Source organism: Rhizobium sp. WYCCWR 11128, from assembly GCF_013416305.1.
Lineage (GTDB): Bacteria > Pseudomonadota > Alphaproteobacteria > Rhizobiales > Rhizobiaceae > Rhizobium > Rhizobium indicum.
This window is the reverse complement of record NZ_JACCEZ010000002.1, coordinates 415,532-429,124: the sequence shown is the minus strand read 5'-3', so window position 1 is coordinate 429,124 and position 13,593 is coordinate 415,532. Positions and strand designations below refer to the sequence as shown.

Annotated in this window: 13 protein-coding genes; 6 read left to right on the top strand and 7 right to left on the bottom strand. The window is 62.9% G+C overall.

Annotation, left to right across the window (positions count from 1 at the left end; translation table 11 throughout):
- Window positions 1–71: 71 nt before the first annotated feature.
- Window positions 72–938, bottom strand: coding sequence for an LOG family protein (locus HX898_RS09765; protein ID WP_062943830.1), 867 nt, complete (start codon window positions 936–938; stop codon window positions 72–74).
- 193 nt (window positions 939–1,131) lie between these two features.
- Between HX898_RS09765 and dapD the strand changes: the two genes are divergently transcribed.
- The 3 genes from dapD to HX898_RS09750 all read left to right on the top strand — a co-directional run bounded on the left by dapD (window position 1,132) and on the right by HX898_RS09750 (window position 3,870).
- Window positions 1,132–1,992, top strand: a complete 861-nt coding sequence (gene dapD, locus HX898_RS09760) for a 2,3,4,5-tetrahydropyridine-2,6-dicarboxylate N-succinyltransferase (RefSeq protein ID WP_003544968.1) — start codon at window positions 1,132–1,134, stop codon at window positions 1,990–1,992.
- Between the two features lie 101 nt (window positions 1,993–2,093).
- On the top strand, window positions 2,094–3,287 hold the full coding sequence (dapE, locus tag HX898_RS09755) for a succinyl-diaminopimelate desuccinylase (RefSeq protein ID WP_180194550.1): 1,194 nt from the start codon (window positions 2,094–2,096) through the stop codon (window positions 3,285–3,287).
- Window positions 3,274–3,870, top strand: coding sequence for a hypothetical protein (locus HX898_RS09750; protein WP_171599815.1), 597 nt, complete (start codon window positions 3,274–3,276; stop codon window positions 3,868–3,870). The genes dapE and HX898_RS09750 overlap by 14 nt, the downstream gene beginning before the upstream one ends.
- Window positions 3,871–3,876: 6 nt before the next feature.
- Here HX898_RS09750 and truA read toward each other — a convergent pair whose 3' ends face one another.
- The 6 genes from truA to HX898_RS09720 all read right to left on the bottom strand — a co-directional run bounded on the left by truA (window position 3,877) and on the right by HX898_RS09720 (window position 8,516).
- Window positions 3,877–4,695 carry a tRNA pseudouridine(38-40) synthase TruA gene (gene truA / locus HX898_RS09745; protein ID WP_180194549.1) on the bottom strand — a complete coding sequence of 273 codons (819 nt, stop codon included), beginning with the start codon at window positions 4,693–4,695 and terminating at the stop codon, window positions 3,877–3,879.
- Window positions 4,695–5,630: a methionyl-tRNA formyltransferase gene (gene fmt / locus HX898_RS09740; RefSeq protein WP_130742524.1), complete on the bottom strand. Its 936-nt coding sequence runs from the start codon at window positions 5,628–5,630 to the stop codon at window positions 4,695–4,697. Before fmt ends, truA begins: the two co-directional genes overlap by 1 nt.
- A 20-nt stretch (window positions 5,631–5,650) precedes the next feature.
- The gene (locus HX898_RS09735) at window positions 5,651–6,073 is read right to left on the bottom strand and encodes a type II toxin-antitoxin system VapC family toxin (RefSeq protein ID WP_180194548.1); all 423 of its coding nucleotides are present in this window, start codon (window positions 6,071–6,073) and stop codon (window positions 5,651–5,653) included.
- On the bottom strand, window positions 6,070–6,354 hold the full coding sequence (locus HX898_RS09730; protein WP_062943809.1) for a hypothetical protein: 285 nt from the start codon (window positions 6,352–6,354) through the stop codon (window positions 6,070–6,072). Before HX898_RS09730 ends, HX898_RS09735 begins: the two co-directional genes overlap by 4 nt.
- Before the next feature lie 64 nt (window positions 6,355–6,418).
- Window positions 6,419–6,934 carry a peptide deformylase gene (gene def / locus HX898_RS09725; protein ID WP_180194547.1) on the bottom strand — a complete coding sequence of 172 codons (516 nt, stop codon included), beginning with the start codon at window positions 6,932–6,934 and terminating at the stop codon, window positions 6,419–6,421.
- A gap of 97 nt (window positions 6,935–7,031) precedes the next feature.
- Window positions 7,032–8,516, bottom strand: a complete 1,485-nt coding sequence (locus HX898_RS09720; protein WP_180194546.1) for a globin-coupled sensor protein — start codon at window positions 8,514–8,516, stop codon at window positions 7,032–7,034.
- A 206-nt stretch (window positions 8,517–8,722) separates the two neighbouring features.
- Here HX898_RS09720 and HX898_RS09715 point away from each other — a divergent pair, with 206 nt between their 5' ends.
- From HX898_RS09715 to HX898_RS09705, 3 genes are all read left to right on the top strand, one after another.
- Entirely contained in the window at window positions 8,723–9,949 is a 1,227-nt protein-coding gene (locus tag HX898_RS09715; RefSeq protein WP_138332321.1) for a DNA recombination protein RmuC, read from the top strand.
- Between the two features lie 104 nt (window positions 9,950–10,053).
- Window positions 10,054–10,953 carry a ribokinase gene (locus HX898_RS09710; protein ID WP_171599820.1) on the top strand — a complete coding sequence of 300 codons (900 nt, stop codon included), beginning with the start codon at window positions 10,054–10,056 and terminating at the stop codon, window positions 10,951–10,953.
- 244 nt (window positions 10,954–11,197) lie between these two features.
- On the top strand, window positions 11,198–13,534 hold the full coding sequence (locus tag HX898_RS09705) for a methyl-accepting chemotaxis protein (RefSeq protein WP_180194545.1): 2,337 nt from the start codon (window positions 11,198–11,200) through the stop codon (window positions 13,532–13,534).
- The last annotated feature ends 59 nt before the right edge of the window (window positions 13,535–13,593 follow it).

Below are 13,593 nucleotides of genomic sequence, written 5' to 3'. Positions count from 1 at the left end.
AGGATGGCGACTTCCCCTGCCTTTCCCCGCCTCGGCGGGGAGAGGCTCTGCGGCCTATTCCTCCGAAGCGCCTATTCGCGGTGTTCGTAGAAATTCTGGACGATCTTCCATGCCTCTTCTGCCGTATCGACGAAGCTGATCAGCTTGACGTCGTCGGGCGCGATCGTCCCGAATTCCGCCAATGCGTCGAAATTGATGATGCTCCGCCAGAACGCCTCCCCGAAGAGGATCAGCGGCAGGCGCTCCATGCGGCCGGTCTGGATCAGCGTCAGGCATTCGAAGAATTCGTCGAGCGTGCCGAAGCCGCCCGGGAAGACCGCGATCGCCTTGGCGCGCACCATGAAATGCATCTTGCGGATGGCGAAATAGTGGAAGTTGAAGCTGAGCTCCGGCGTCACGTAGGCGTTCGGCGCCTGCTCGTGCGGCAGCACGATGTTGAGGCCGATCGAAGGGGCGCCCTCGTCGGCTGCGCCGCGATTGCCGGCCTCCATCACGCCGGGGCCGCCGCCGGTAACGATGACATATTCGTGGAAATTGAAGGTAGCCGAATATTTCGAGCAGAGCCGGGCGAATTTTCGCGCCTCGTCATAATAGACGGAAGCGGCCTCCAGGTTGACGCGCTGGATGTCGTTGCGGGCTGCCCAGGCGCTCTGGCCGGGGGCGGGAATGCGGGCGCCGCCGAACATGACGACGGTCGACTTGATGCCGCGTTCGGTCAGCATCATCTCCGGCTTCATCAGTTCCAGCTGCAGGCGGATCGGCCGCAGCTCCTCACGGCAGAGGAAATCCTCGTCGACATAGGCAAGGCGATAGGCAGGCGACATCGTCTGCGGCGTTTTCGGCACGGCTTCGGCGCGCTGCCTGTCGGTCGAGCTGCTCTTCAGCGGGTCCCATACGCCATCCTTGCGCCGCGAACCGCCGTTTCGTCCCTTCGCCATGTCGAAATGCCTTTCAGTATTGCCGGCCACGAAGCCGGATATGTCGCTATAACGCCTTGAATCCAGATATGATCTTGTCGGAAAAATCATTCCGTTCTACGGCTTCATGCTGTAGAGCAGGATACATCCCTGCCAACCGCATTCCGGAGACCCCGCCGTCTCCACGATAAAGATCGAAGTTTAAGGAATTCTCATGAGCGCCACCGACCTCGCATCCCTCGAAAAGATCATCGAAGCCGCCTTCGACAATCGCGACAATGTGAACACGTCGACGAAGGGCGAGGTTCGCGATGCGGTCGAAGCAGCGCTCGATCTGCTCGATGCCGGCAAGGCCCGTGTCGCCGAACGCTCCGCCGACGGCGCCTGGTCGGTCAATCAGTGGCTGAAGAAGGCCGTGCTCTTGTCCTTCCGCCTCAACGACATGGACGTGGTGAAGGGCGGCTCGGGCAACTCGACCTGGTGGGACAAGGTTCCTTCGAAGTTCGAAAACTGGGGCGAGAACCACTTCCGCGCCGCCGGCTTCCGCGCCGTGCCGAACTGCGTCGTGCGCCGCTCGGCTTACATCGCCCCGAACGCCATCCTGATGCCTTCCTTCGTCAATCTCGGCGCCTATGTCGGTGAAGGCACCATGGTCGATACCTGGGCAACGGTCGGCTCCTGCGCGCAGATCGGCAAACATGTGCATCTCTCCGGCGGCGTCGGCATTGGCGGCGTGTTGGAGCCGATGCAGGCGGGCCCGACGATCATCGAGGACAATTGCTTCATCGGCGCCCGTTCCGAGGTGGTCGAAGGCTGCATCATCCGCGAAGGCTCGGTGCTCGGCATGGGCGTCTTTATCGGCAAGTCGACCAAGATCGTCGACCGCGCCACCGGCGAGGTGACCTACGGCGAAGTGCCGCCCTATTCCGTCGTCGTCGCCGGCTCGATGCCGTCGGGCAATGCGACGATGGGCAACGGCCAGCCGGCGCCGCATCTCTACTGCGCCGTCATCGTCAAGCGCGTCGATGAAAAGACCCGCTCGAAGACCGGCATCAACGAGCTGCTCAGAGATTGATGACACCGGGACGTTGATCCGGTAAACAGACGGCGTCTTTTTACGCGAGGCGGCCCCGCCTTGCCATGTCTTTGCCATTCCCGCCGGATAGTTCGACCGCCATGACCGCTACCGACCCCGTCGCCAATCTTCAGACGCTGATTCGCTGCCCGTCCGTGACGCCCGCCGAAGGCGGCGCACTGTCGGCGCTGGAGGCGATGCTTGCGCCGCTCGGCTTTTCTGTCGACAGGGTGAAGGCGAGCGAAGCCGGAACACCCGACATCGAAAACCTCTATGCCCGCCTCGGCAAGGATGGCCCGCATCTGATGTTTGCCGGCCATACCGATGTCGTGCCGGTCGGCGACGAAGCCGCCTGGACGCATCCGCCGTTTGAGGCCCAGATTTCGAAGGGCGAGCTTTTCGGCCGCGGCGCCGTCGACATGAAGGGCGGCATCGCCTGTTTCGTCGCCGCCGTCGCCCGCCATATCGAGAAAAACGGGCCACCGGCCGGCTCGATCTCCTTCCTCATCACCGGCGACGAAGAAGGTCCGGCGATCAACGGTACGATCAAGCTGCTGCAATGGGCGGCCGAGCGCGGCGAGCGCTGGGATGCCTGCCTTGTCGGAGAGCCGACCAATCCGGACAGGCTCGGCGACATGATCAAGATCGGCCGGCGCGGCTCGCTGTCGGGTAAAATCACCGTTCACGGCGTGCAGGGCCATGCCGCCTATCCGCATCTTGCCGACAATCCGGTGCGCGGCATGCTGCAGCTGACCCAGGCGCTGATGGACCCGCCGTTTGACGGCGGCACCGACGATTTCCAGCCGTCGAACCTCGAAGTGACCACGGTCGATGTCGGCAATCCGGCGACCAACGTCATTCCGGCCAAGGCATCGGCAAGCTTCAACATCCGCTTCAACGACAGCTGGACGGTCGAAACGCTGCGTGCCGAAATCCTGCGCCGTCTCGATGCCGCCGCCCGGGATGGCGCCTTGCGGCCGGGCCGCCAACCGGTGGCCTATGATATCGTCTGGGCCGATCGGCCGAGCCATGTCTTCCTGACGCGCAACAATGCGCTGATCGCCTCGCTGTCTTCAGCCGTCGAAAGCATTTCCGGCCAGTCGCCGCGGCTTTCGACCACCGGCGGCACATCGGATGCGCGCTTCATCAAGGATTATTGCCCGGTCGTCGAGTTCGGCCTCGTCGGCCAAACGATGCACATGGTCGACGAGCGCGTCGCTGTCGCCGATCTGGAGACGCTGACGGCAATCTACGAAACCTTCATCGCCCGCTGGATCGCCAATGCCGGGCTTTAGGGAAGTTCAATATTACCTGGCCGGCCTCTGGCTGCTGATCCGGCTGGATCCGCGCGGCTTCCGCTACCTTGATATGTCCGAGCGCGGCGTCAACCGTTCGTTCTGGGCGATGCTCTGGTGCCTGCCGCCGATGGGTATTTCCTGGCTCTGGTGGCGACAGGCCTTCCTGCGGGCGATGCCGCCGGAAGCCGATGTCGATTTTCCCTTCTATATCAGGCTCGGCCTCGTCGAGGTCGCCAACTGGTTCGTGCCGCTGGTCTTTGCCGGGTTGCTGCTGCTTGCCGTCCGCATGGGCGAGCGTTTCGCCCCGGTCGTCGTCAGCGTCAACTGGCTCGGCGTGCCGCTTTCCTATATCAACGGGCTGCTGCTGGCGCTGGTGTTCTTCCTGCCCGGCTCCGTCGGCCTCGTCTCGCTGCTGCTGCTCGCCTTCATGCTGGCGCAGGTCTTCGTGCTGGCGCGCATTCTCCGGATGATCTGCCACGGTCATGCGCTGATGGTCGGGGCGCTGACACTGGTGCTGCTCGTGCCATCGATGATCCTTTCGGAATATCTGCAGCACTTCCTCGGCATCTATCCCGTCTGAGTAAACTTACGAGGGATCGTCAGCATCCCCGTCATTGGCATCGGTATCGGTAACCGGCCTTCGGCGGTCGGGGATCACGTCGGGATAATCCACCTGCATGAAATAGAGTCCGTCCGGCGGCGCCACCGGGCCGCAGGCCTTGCGGTCGCGCGCCTTAAGCGTCGCCTCGACATCATCAGGCGTCCATTTGCCTTCGCCGGCGAGCTTCAGCGTGCCGGCGAAGGAACGGATCTGGTTGTGGAGAAAACTCTGCGCCGTGGCGCGGATCTCGATCAGCTCGCCATTGCGCGTCACATCCAGCCGGTCGAGGGTACGCACCGGACTGTTTGCCTGGCAATGGGCGGCGCGGAAGGTGGAGAAATCGTGCTTGCCGACCAGCCTCTGGGCGGCAGCATGCATGACCTCGTGGTCGAGCACCTTCGGCACCCACCAGGCCTTGCCGGCTTCGAGCGCCAGCGGCGCCCGGCGGCTGACGATGCGATAGAGGTAATGGCGCCGCAGCGCCGAAAAACGCGCATCGAAGAACTCGGCAGCCACCCCGACGTCGAGAATGGAGACGCGCTCGCCGGCAAGCCTCAGATGCGCGTTCAACGCATTCTGCAGCTGGTAGGGCGACCACTCCTTCGAAAGATCGGCATGGATCACCTGCCCCATGGCGTGGACGCCGGAATCGGTACGGCCGGCGCCGCGCACCAAGACCGTCTCACCGGTCAGCGAAAGCACCGCCGCCTCGATCGCGCCCTGCACCGAGTGGCCATTTTCCTGCCGCTGCCAGCCGACATAGGGGCCGCCGTCATATTCGACGATCATGCGGAAACGCGGCATCAGGAAAGCCTCGTGCCCGCCGCAAGCGGCGTGCCCCTGAGGAAATCGGCGGCCGCCAGCGGCTTGCCGCCGGCCTTCTGCAGCCTGGTCAGCCGCACCGCGCCCGAGCCGCAGGCGACCACGAGATCATCGGTCAGCAATTGCCCGGCAGCACCCTGCCCCTCAGCCAGTTCGGACGCCAGCACCTTCACCCGCTCCGGCTTGCCGCCGATCTCAAGCTCGAACCAGGCACCCGGAAACGGCGCCAGGCCGCGGATGTGATTGTGCACGTCGCTGGCATCCCTGGAAAAATCGATGCGCGTCTCGGCCTTGTCGATCTTGGCGGCATAGAGCACGCCGTCTTCCGGCTGCGGCGTCAGCGGCAGGTCGTTCATTTCGAGTTTCACCATGGCCTCCGCCATCGCCTTGGCGCCGACCAGCATCAGCCGGTCGTGCAGTTCGCCAGCCGTCATGTTCGGGCCGATCTCGACCTCGCGGGTGAGTGCCACGGCGCCGGTATCCAGACCCTTGTCCATCTTCATCACCATCATGCCGGTCTTTGCGTCGCCGGCCATGATCGCCCGCTGGATCGGTGCCGCACCCCGCCAGCGCGGCAGCAGCGAGGCATGACCGTTGTAGCAGCCATCCCTGGTGCCGTTCAAAATCGCTTCCGGCAGCAACAGTCCGTAGGCAACGACGACGCCGACATCGGCATTCAGGCCACGAAACCTTTCACGCTCCTCGGGGTCCTTGAAATTGACCGGGGTGAAGACCGGCAGGCCGAGCAGTTCGGCCGCCTGATGCACCGGCGATTTCTGCAGATCGAGGCCGCGCCGCCCTCCCGGCCGTGGCGGCTGCGTATAGACCGCTACGATCCTGTGGCCGGCATCGACGAGCAGGCGCAGGGTCGGAACCGAGAACTCCGGGGTTCCCATGAAGATGATGCGAAGAGACATTTTATCTCGCCAATTGAGGATCAACCGTCTTCAAACGGGTTTACGAGCTTGAGATCAAGCCCTTCGAAATCTCTGGTGTTGCGGGTCGCAAGCGTCGCGCCGTTTGCAAGGCAGATGGCGGCAATCATGGCATCCTGGACCGAAATCGGCCGCCCCATGTTTTCGCGTTTCGCCCGCAAGCGACCGGTTGCCATGGCCGTTTCCAAATCCCAGCCGGCGATACGATCGCGAAACTGGCCTTTCACCAAATTCTCGATCGCGCGAAAGAAGCGGTCCGATCCTGTCTTCAAGAAAACCCTTTCGGCTCCGTAAATCTGCTCCATCAAGCCAACCGTGCAAAGCCAGATTCTCGCGCCATCCTGCCGCAACATCCAGGCCTTCACCTTTTCATTCGGCACTGGCCTGGCGAACTCGGAAATCACATTCGTATCGAGAACGATCATTCGAAATCCTCGAACGGCCGGCCGAAATCCTTTTTCCGCGCGGCCTCGATTTCGTCCATGATTGCAGCAAATTCATCGTCGACTGCGTTTTCGCTGACGAAAGCGGCGCGTATTGCTTCATACGCCGACAGAGTCTCGGGCTTTGCCTCGGTTTTTCTTTTCAGCGCTTCCCGCAAAAGCTCCTTGGCCTCGTCGGAAAGGCTGTTTCCGCTCCGCTGCGCCGATTCCGCAATGTCTCGCTTCATTGCGTCGGAAATATTTCTGATCAGAAAATCACCCATACGGCGCCTCCATCATGATATCAGTGATATCATAGTGCGTCGCCGGTGAATTTTCAACGTAGCGTCAGAGCGCCTTGGACTTCGCCGCCTTGGTGAATTTCTTGATCACCATCTCCCGCTTCAGCCGCGAGATGTAATCGATGAACAGCACGCCGTTCAGGTGGTCGATCTCGTGCTGCAGGCAGGTGGCGAGCAGGCCGTCGGCTTCCACGGTCTGTTCCTTGCCGTTGCGGTCGAGATATTTGACCGAGACGACAGCCGGGCGCTCGACCTCAGCATAATAATCCGGAATCGAAAGACAGCCTTCCTCATAGACGGAACGCTCGTCGGACGATCTGACGATCTCAGGATTGATGAAGACCTGCGGCTGCTTTTCCTCGCCCTCGCGGGCGATGTCGATGACGAGCACACGGCGCGGCACGCCGATCTGGATGGCGGCAAGGCCGATGCCTGGCGCGTCGTACATGGTTTCCAGCATATCGTCGGCAAGACGCTGCAGGTCGGAATCCACCCGCTCGATCGGCTTGGACAGCTGGCGGAGAACGGGATCGGGAAGAATGATGAGTGGCTTGATGGTCATGGCGTTCCCATAACCCATCTTTTCCGACTATGGAATTATCCGGCAGGCGGGGAATACGCTTTTTTGCATCCCCGCCTGGAATTTCGCCATATTCGCCTCACGCCGCCCGGCGGGCACTGGTGGCGGAACGGCCTTCCGGCCGGGCGCGGAAACGCCGCAGCAGCTCGATCAGGGTCTCCACCTCGTCCTTCAGGCGGCGGGTTTCTGCTGAAGAGTGCTCGACCATGTCCGAATTCTGCTGGGTGATCGCACCCATGTTGCGGACGGCGAGGCTGACCTCGTTGACGCCGGTCGCCTGATCGCGGGCAGCGGCGGCGATATCGGCGACGAAACGGTTGATGATGTCGATGCGGCTGATCATGTCGTTCAGCGCTTCGCCGGTGCTGGAGACGATGCCGACGCCCTGATTGACCTGCGTCGAGCTCTGCGAAATCAGGTTCTTGATCTCCTTGGCCGCTTCCGCGGTGCGTTGCGCAAGCTGGCGGACTTCCTGGGCGACGACGGCAAAACCCTTACCGGCATCACCGGCACGCGCCGCCTCGACGCCCGCGTTCAGCGCCAAGAGGTTGGTCTGGAAGGCGATCTCATCGATGACGCCGATGATCTTGGAGATCCCGGTCGAGGATTTCTCGATGCCGGCCATCGCCGAGACGGCGCTGGTGACGAGTTCGCCGGAGTTCTTCGCCTTCTCTTGCGTCTCGCGCACGGCATCCGACGCCTTCTCGGCGTTGGCGGCCGTCTGGCCGACGCTGACGGACAGCTGCTGCAGCGCGGCCGAGCTCTCCTCGACGCCTGCCGCCTGCTGCGCGGTGCGCAGCGCCAGATCGTTGGTCGCGTTGGAAATGACGTCGGCACCGTTCTTGATATGGCCAGAAGTCTCGCGCACGGATGCGAAGGACTGGCTTAGCGCCCTGACGGCGCGGTTGTAGTCCTCCGCCATCTGCCGGAAATTGCCCGGCAGGTCGGACGGCAGGGTGGCTTCGAGATCGCCGTTCGACAGCGCTTCCAGACCACGGCGCAGTTGCTCCAGCGCAATCGCCTGATCGGATTCGGCCTCAGCGCGCTGCTCTTCCAAGGCGCGGCCCTTTGCTTCGAGCGTCTCGAGATAGACCGAGATGGAATAATCCATGTCGAGCATGCCTGATTTGACGACCGCCGACAGCTTCTCGGCCAGCAGCTTGCCCTCTCGGCGCGCGAAGATCGAAGGCCACTGCTTTTCCATGATGCCCTTGACGAGTTCGGACATGACGATGGCGTAACCGCCGATAGACCAGCGCGGTTCCAGCCCCATGCGCTCATGCATGCGGCCGACCGCGGTCACGTCGTCGACATAGCGCTCGTCGAACGTGCCACCAGTAAGATTGGTCCAATGATCCTGCTGACGCTTCTTGGCATGGCCCAGTTGGGACTTGTCGGCGACAGCGGGGGTCTTGGCGATCTTGGCGTAGAATTTGTCGAGGGCGCCGCCGATCAGCTCCGATATGACCGGGCGCAGATCCCGCATCGACTTGCGCGCCGCTTCATCCAGTTCGATGAAATCGAGGCGCTGCCTGAGGGCACTGTCGGTCTGCTGGGCGGTCATGGAGATCTCTGTACTTGGCGCGACGCGCGCGGGAAGGAATTTCTGCGCCGCAGGTTTTGGCCAATATGGTTGAGCAATCGTTAAATCGGACGGCGATTTCTTCTCCCCGAGCGAGGAAGAGCGATCGCTTGAAAGGATATTGAGGGCGGCTCATTCCGTTCACGTTTTGATCTATATATCGCCACTTCTTCTGTTATGCTTGCGCCATGACCATCCATTCCGAATCGCTTGCCCTTGCCCTTGCCTCGATCAGCCCGGCCATGCTGGCGCTTGTCGGCGGCGTTCTCGCCGCCCTCGCCCTGCTGGTGATCGTGCTTCTCCTGCGCGGCGCCAGCCTTCGCCGCGAGCAGGCGGAGGAAGCGAGCTTTCGCGCTGAGGAAAACGAAGCGCGCATGGCCGAGCTTTTGAAGATCCAGGCGGAGATGCAGGGCCGCATCGCGGCGATGACCGAGGTCTTCGGCGCGCGGCAGAGCGAACTCAACCAGACGATCAGCCAACGCCTCGACGGCATGTCGCAGCGCGTCAGCTCGACGATCACCGAGCAGACCAAATCGACGCATGAGAACCTGCAACGGCTGCAGGAGCGGCTGGCGGTCATCGATGCCGCGCAGAACAATATCCAGACGCTTGCCAAGGATGTCGTCGGGCTGCAGGCTATTCTGTCCAACAAGCAGACGCGCGGCGCCTTCGGCCAGTCCAGGATGGAAACGATCGTCGCCGACGGTCTGCCGATGGGCGCCTACGCCTTCCAGCAGACGCTGTCCAACGGTTCGCGGCCGGACTGCACGATCCGCATGCCGAACGGCGCGCCGCCGCTGGTGATCGACGCAAAATTTCCGCTCGAAGCCTGGAACGCGATCCGCGACGCCGGCAGCCCCGAGGCCGGCAAGATCGCCGGCCAGCAGTTCCGCCGCGACATGGAGGTCCATATAAGGGACATTTCCGAGAAATATCTGATCCAGGGGGAAACCCAGGATACGGCCTTTCTCTTCGTGCCGTCCGAATCGATCTTCGCCGAGATCCACGAGCACTTCGAGCCGGTGGTGCAGAAGGCGCACCGCGCGCGCATCGTCATCGTCTCGCCGTCGCTGCTGATGCTGTCGATCCAGGTCATCCAGGCCGTGCTCAAGGACCAGCGCATGCGGGCGCAGGCGCATCTGATCCAGGGCGAAGTGGCGATCCTGATGGATGATCTCAGCCGCCTCGACGAGCGGGTGCGCAAACTGCAGGGTCATTTCGCCATGGCGCAGAAGGATATCGACATGGTGGTCACGTCAGCCGACAAGCTCGCTAAGCGCGGCGCCAAGATCGAAGCGCTGGAATTCGAGGCAGGCGGCGGCGACACTAAACCCGCCCGCGACAACGAAGCCGCGGCCAAATCGGTGGAGAGCCGCACCGGTCTTCTGAAGCTCCGGGTGGTTGACGAGGACTGACCGCTTCGGGCAGTGTCTCGTCCGCGTGAAGCAGTAGGAGCATGATGTCGTCCGAAAACCGATCACACTTTTCGGAATCATGCTCCAGAAGACGGGACACATTCATGATCACAGTTTTCGGGTCCATCAACATGGATCTCATCGCCACGACCGAGCGCCTGCCGAAGCCCGGCGAGACGGTGGCCGGCAACGGCTTTGCCACGGCCGCCGGCGGCAAGGGCGCCAACCAGGCGCTGGCGGCCCGTCGCGCCGGCCGCTACGTGCATATGGCCGGCGCCGTCGGCAAGGATGCTTTCGCTGAGGAGGCGCTGGCCCTGCTCGATGATGCAGGTACCGACCTTTCTCTGATCAAACATGTCGACGGTCCCACCGGAACGGCGCTGATCCTTGTCGGCGGCGACGGAGAAAACATGATTGCCGTCGTTCCCGGCGCCAATGGCCAGGTCACACCTGCCGATGCCGAGACGGCAATCGGCCGCATGAACGAAGGCGATATCCTGATGCTGCAGCTCGAAGTGCCGGCTGCGGCCGTCGAAGGCGCGCTGTCGGCGGCCCGCGCCAAGGGCGTCACCAGCATCCTCAACCTCGCGCCGCTGATCCCCGATGCGCCGCGTCTCGGCCGGCTCGCCGATATCGTCATCGCCAACGAGACCGAGTTCGAGCGGCTCGCCGGGCAGGAGGGGATGGACGCGCAGGCGCGCGAGGCAGCCCTTGTGCATCTGCATGCGGAGACGGGCCAGACGCTGATCGTGACGCTCGGCGCCGACGGGGTCATCGCCATTCGTGACGGGGCGATTTCAAGGGCGCAGGGCCTCAAGATCGAACCTGTCGATACGGTCGGCGCCGGAGACACTTTCTGCGGCTATTTCGCTGCCAGCCTCGACGACGGCCTCGATTTTGTCTCGGCGCTGCGCCGTGCGGCGGTTGCCGGTTCGCTCGCCTGCCTCAAGGCCGGGGCGCAACCGTCGATCCCTTTGAGCGAGGAAGTCGCAGACAGGATATAAGGGCGTCTCTTTGCGAAATGGCCGCCGGAACGCCCTGTAATTCAGGGCGTTCCGGCGATTTTCCTGGCCCCGATCGATAGAGTTTTCATTCAAATTTAAGAGATCTCCGGCGATGTTCCTCATGGCCGCCGGCGCCTCGCACTTTCTGGAATCCGGCCGTCCAAGCGGCTGCTCCATGATGGGGCAAAGCCTTTGCTCCTGCGCCGGAGAATGCCCGTTCGGCGCATCCTTGCCCGAGGACCCCATGTTCATTTTTCGCATGAAATCGCTTGCCGCGAAACTCATCGTCATCACCGGCATCGCCATCGCGCTTGTTCTCATCGTTTCGAACTTTTTCCTCATCGGCCAGACCCGGGATCGCGTCCAGACGCTGACGATGGATCAGGCCAACCTCGAGGCAAAGTCGATCGCCAATGAAATCGCCGCCAATGTCGGCGAACTCGCCAGCGCCGCACGCACCATGTCGGGCGTCATCGGCCGCGGCCATGAAGGCAAGTCGCTCGATCGCAAGGGCATGATCAACGTGCTGAAGGCCAATCTCGAGCAGAATGCCTTCGCCTTCGGCAGCTGGTTCTGCGAGCAGCTCGGCGCGCTTGACGGCAAGAGCACCGAGATCGCCAACAACAATGACGAAGGCACCAACAAGAACGGCGCCTTCACGCCTTACTGGTCGAAGACCAAGGACGGCGGCATCCAATATTCGACCTTCGACAATGATTACAGCGCCGCATGGTGGAAGCTCGCCGCCGACAGCGGCAAGGGCGCGATCACCACGCCCTATATGGCCGAAGGAACCGACGTGCCGACGCTGCTGACCTCGATTGCCTATCCGGTCATGTCTGGTGGTAAGATGATCGGCGTCGGTGGCGTCGATATTTCGCTGAAGTCGTTGACCGATAAGCTGCAGGCACTGCATCCTTTCGGTTCGGGCCGCGTCACGCTGCTGTCGCAGGCCGGCAACTGGATCGTCGCGCCGATCCCCGAGCTGATGACCAAGGAATATGACGGCGAGGGCGCCGATATCGTCAAGTCGGCGCTGTCGAGCAAACAGCCCGGCCTCGTCAGGAACCTCACTTATGACGGCCTCGATCCCTTCGATCGCGTCGTCTATCCATTCCCGGTCCCCGGCGTCAACGCCACCTGGGTCGTGCTCGTCGACGTGCCGCACACGGCGATCAACGCGCCGGTGCGAGACCAGACCTATATGATGATCATCAACGGGCTGATCGTGCTTGGCGCCGTCATGCTGGCGCTCTATTTCGCCATCCGCTCTTTCGTGCAGCGGCCGCTCGGCGGGCTGGTCGCCAGCGTCAAGGCGCTGAGCGACGGCCAATATGGCGAACCGGTCGCCGCCCAGGACCGCAGCGACGAAGTCGGTTCGGTCGCCAAGGCGCTGGAAGGCTTCCGCTTCACCCTCGCCGACAGCCGCCGCCTCGAAGACGAGGCCGCCGACCAGCGGCAGGCGCACGAGACCGAGCGCAGCCGCTCGGAATCGGAACGCCAGGAATCGGTGTCGCTGCAGCGCCATATCGTCTCGATCGTCGGCGCCGGCCTTTCCGAACTTTCGCAGGGCAATCTCACCCACCGCATCACCGACGAGTTCCCCGGCGAATACGGCAAGCTGAAGCAGGATTTCAACGCCGCGCTCGCGAGCCTCGAAGAGACCATCAACACGATGAACCTCAGCGTCGCCAATATCGGCTCAGGCACCGGTGAAATCAGCAACAGCGCTTCCGACCTCGCCAAGCGCACCGAGCAGCAGGCTGCCAGCCTGGAAGAGACGGCGGCCGCGCTCAACGAACTCACCGCGCAGGTCGATTCCAGCGCCGAGAATGCGCGCACGGCGGCCGACAACGTCAACCTCGCCTGCCAGGACGCCGAAAAGTCCGGCGAAGTGGTGCAGAAGGCGATCGCCTCGATGCAAGGGATCGAACAGTCCTCGACGGAGGTTTCGCGGATCATCGGCGTCATCGACGAGATCGCCTTCCAGACCAACCTGCTCGCCCTGAACGCCGGTGTCGAGGCGGCGCGCGCCGGGGAAGCCGGCAAGGGTTTTGCAGTCGTCGCCCAGGAGGTGCGTGAACTCGCACAGCGTTCTGCCAATGCCGCCAAGGAGATCAAGACGCTGATCAACAGCTCGGCCGTCCAGGTCAAGGAGGGCGTCGATCTCGTCGGGCGCGCCGGCGGCACGCTGCACAAGATCGCCGAGCAGGTGATGGGCATCAACGACCTCATCCGGCAGATCTCGGCATCGGCCAGCGAACAGGCTGTCGGCTTGAAGGAAATCAACCAGGCCATGAACCAGATGGACCAGGTGACACAGCAGAATGCAGCCATGGTAGAGGAAGCGACCGCTGCCAGCGTCGCGCTCAACGACGAGGCACAAACGCTGAAGGCGCTGGCCACGCGCTTCAACGTCTCGGGTTCGGGCGCCGCGGCCCTTGCCTCCGTCGCGCAAAAGATGCGGGCACCGGCGACTTCAGCCCTTTCGCATCGTGCGGCCGCCCCGGCGGTCCGCCGCGCGGCTGTCCCGTCGCGCGGATCCGCTGCCGTGGCGCAGGACAGCTGGGAAGAGTTCTGATCGTTCAGCCCTTCATAATGCAAAAGGCGCCTGGGAAACCCGGCGCCTTTTCACATTCG

Coding starts and splice junctions, on each gene's coding strand:
- dapE (WP_180194550.1), top strand. CDS start 2,094: ATGACCGCTACCGACCCCGTCGCCAATCTTCAGACGCTGATTCGCTGC.
- HX898_RS09730 (WP_062943809.1), bottom strand. CDS start 6,354: ATGGGTGATTTTCTGATCAGAAATATTTCCGACGCAATGAAGCGAGAC.
- HX898_RS09750 (WP_171599815.1), top strand. CDS start 3,274: ATGCCGGGCTTTAGGGAAGTTCAATATTACCTGGCCGGCCTCTGGCTG.
- fmt (WP_130742524.1), bottom strand. CDS start 5,630: ATGTCTCTTCGCATCATCTTCATGGGAACCCCGGAGTTCTCGGTTCCG.
- HX898_RS09765 (WP_062943830.1), bottom strand. CDS start 938: ATGGCGAAGGGACGAAACGGCGGTTCGCGGCGCAAGGATGGCGTATGG.
- HX898_RS09715 (WP_138332321.1), top strand. CDS start 8,723: ATGACCATCCATTCCGAATCGCTTGCCCTTGCCCTTGCCTCGATCAGC.
- def (WP_180194547.1), bottom strand. CDS start 6,934: ATGACCATCAAGCCACTCATCATTCTTCCCGATCCCGTTCTCCGCCAG.
- HX898_RS09710 (WP_171599820.1), top strand. CDS start 10,054: ATGATCACAGTTTTCGGGTCCATCAACATGGATCTCATCGCCACGACC.
- HX898_RS09720 (WP_180194546.1), bottom strand. CDS start 8,516: ATGACCGCCCAGCAGACCGACAGTGCCCTCAGGCAGCGCCTCGATTTC.
- dapD (WP_003544968.1), top strand. CDS start 1,132: ATGAGCGCCACCGACCTCGCATCCCTCGAAAAGATCATCGAAGCCGCC.
- truA (WP_180194549.1), bottom strand. CDS start 4,695: ATGCCGCGTTTCCGCATGATCGTCGAATATGACGGCGGCCCCTATGTC.
- HX898_RS09705 (WP_180194545.1), top strand. CDS start 11,198: ATGTTCATTTTTCGCATGAAATCGCTTGCCGCGAAACTCATCGTCATC.
- HX898_RS09735 (WP_180194548.1), bottom strand. CDS start 6,073: ATGATCGTTCTCGATACGAATGTGATTTCCGAGTTCGCCAGGCCAGTG.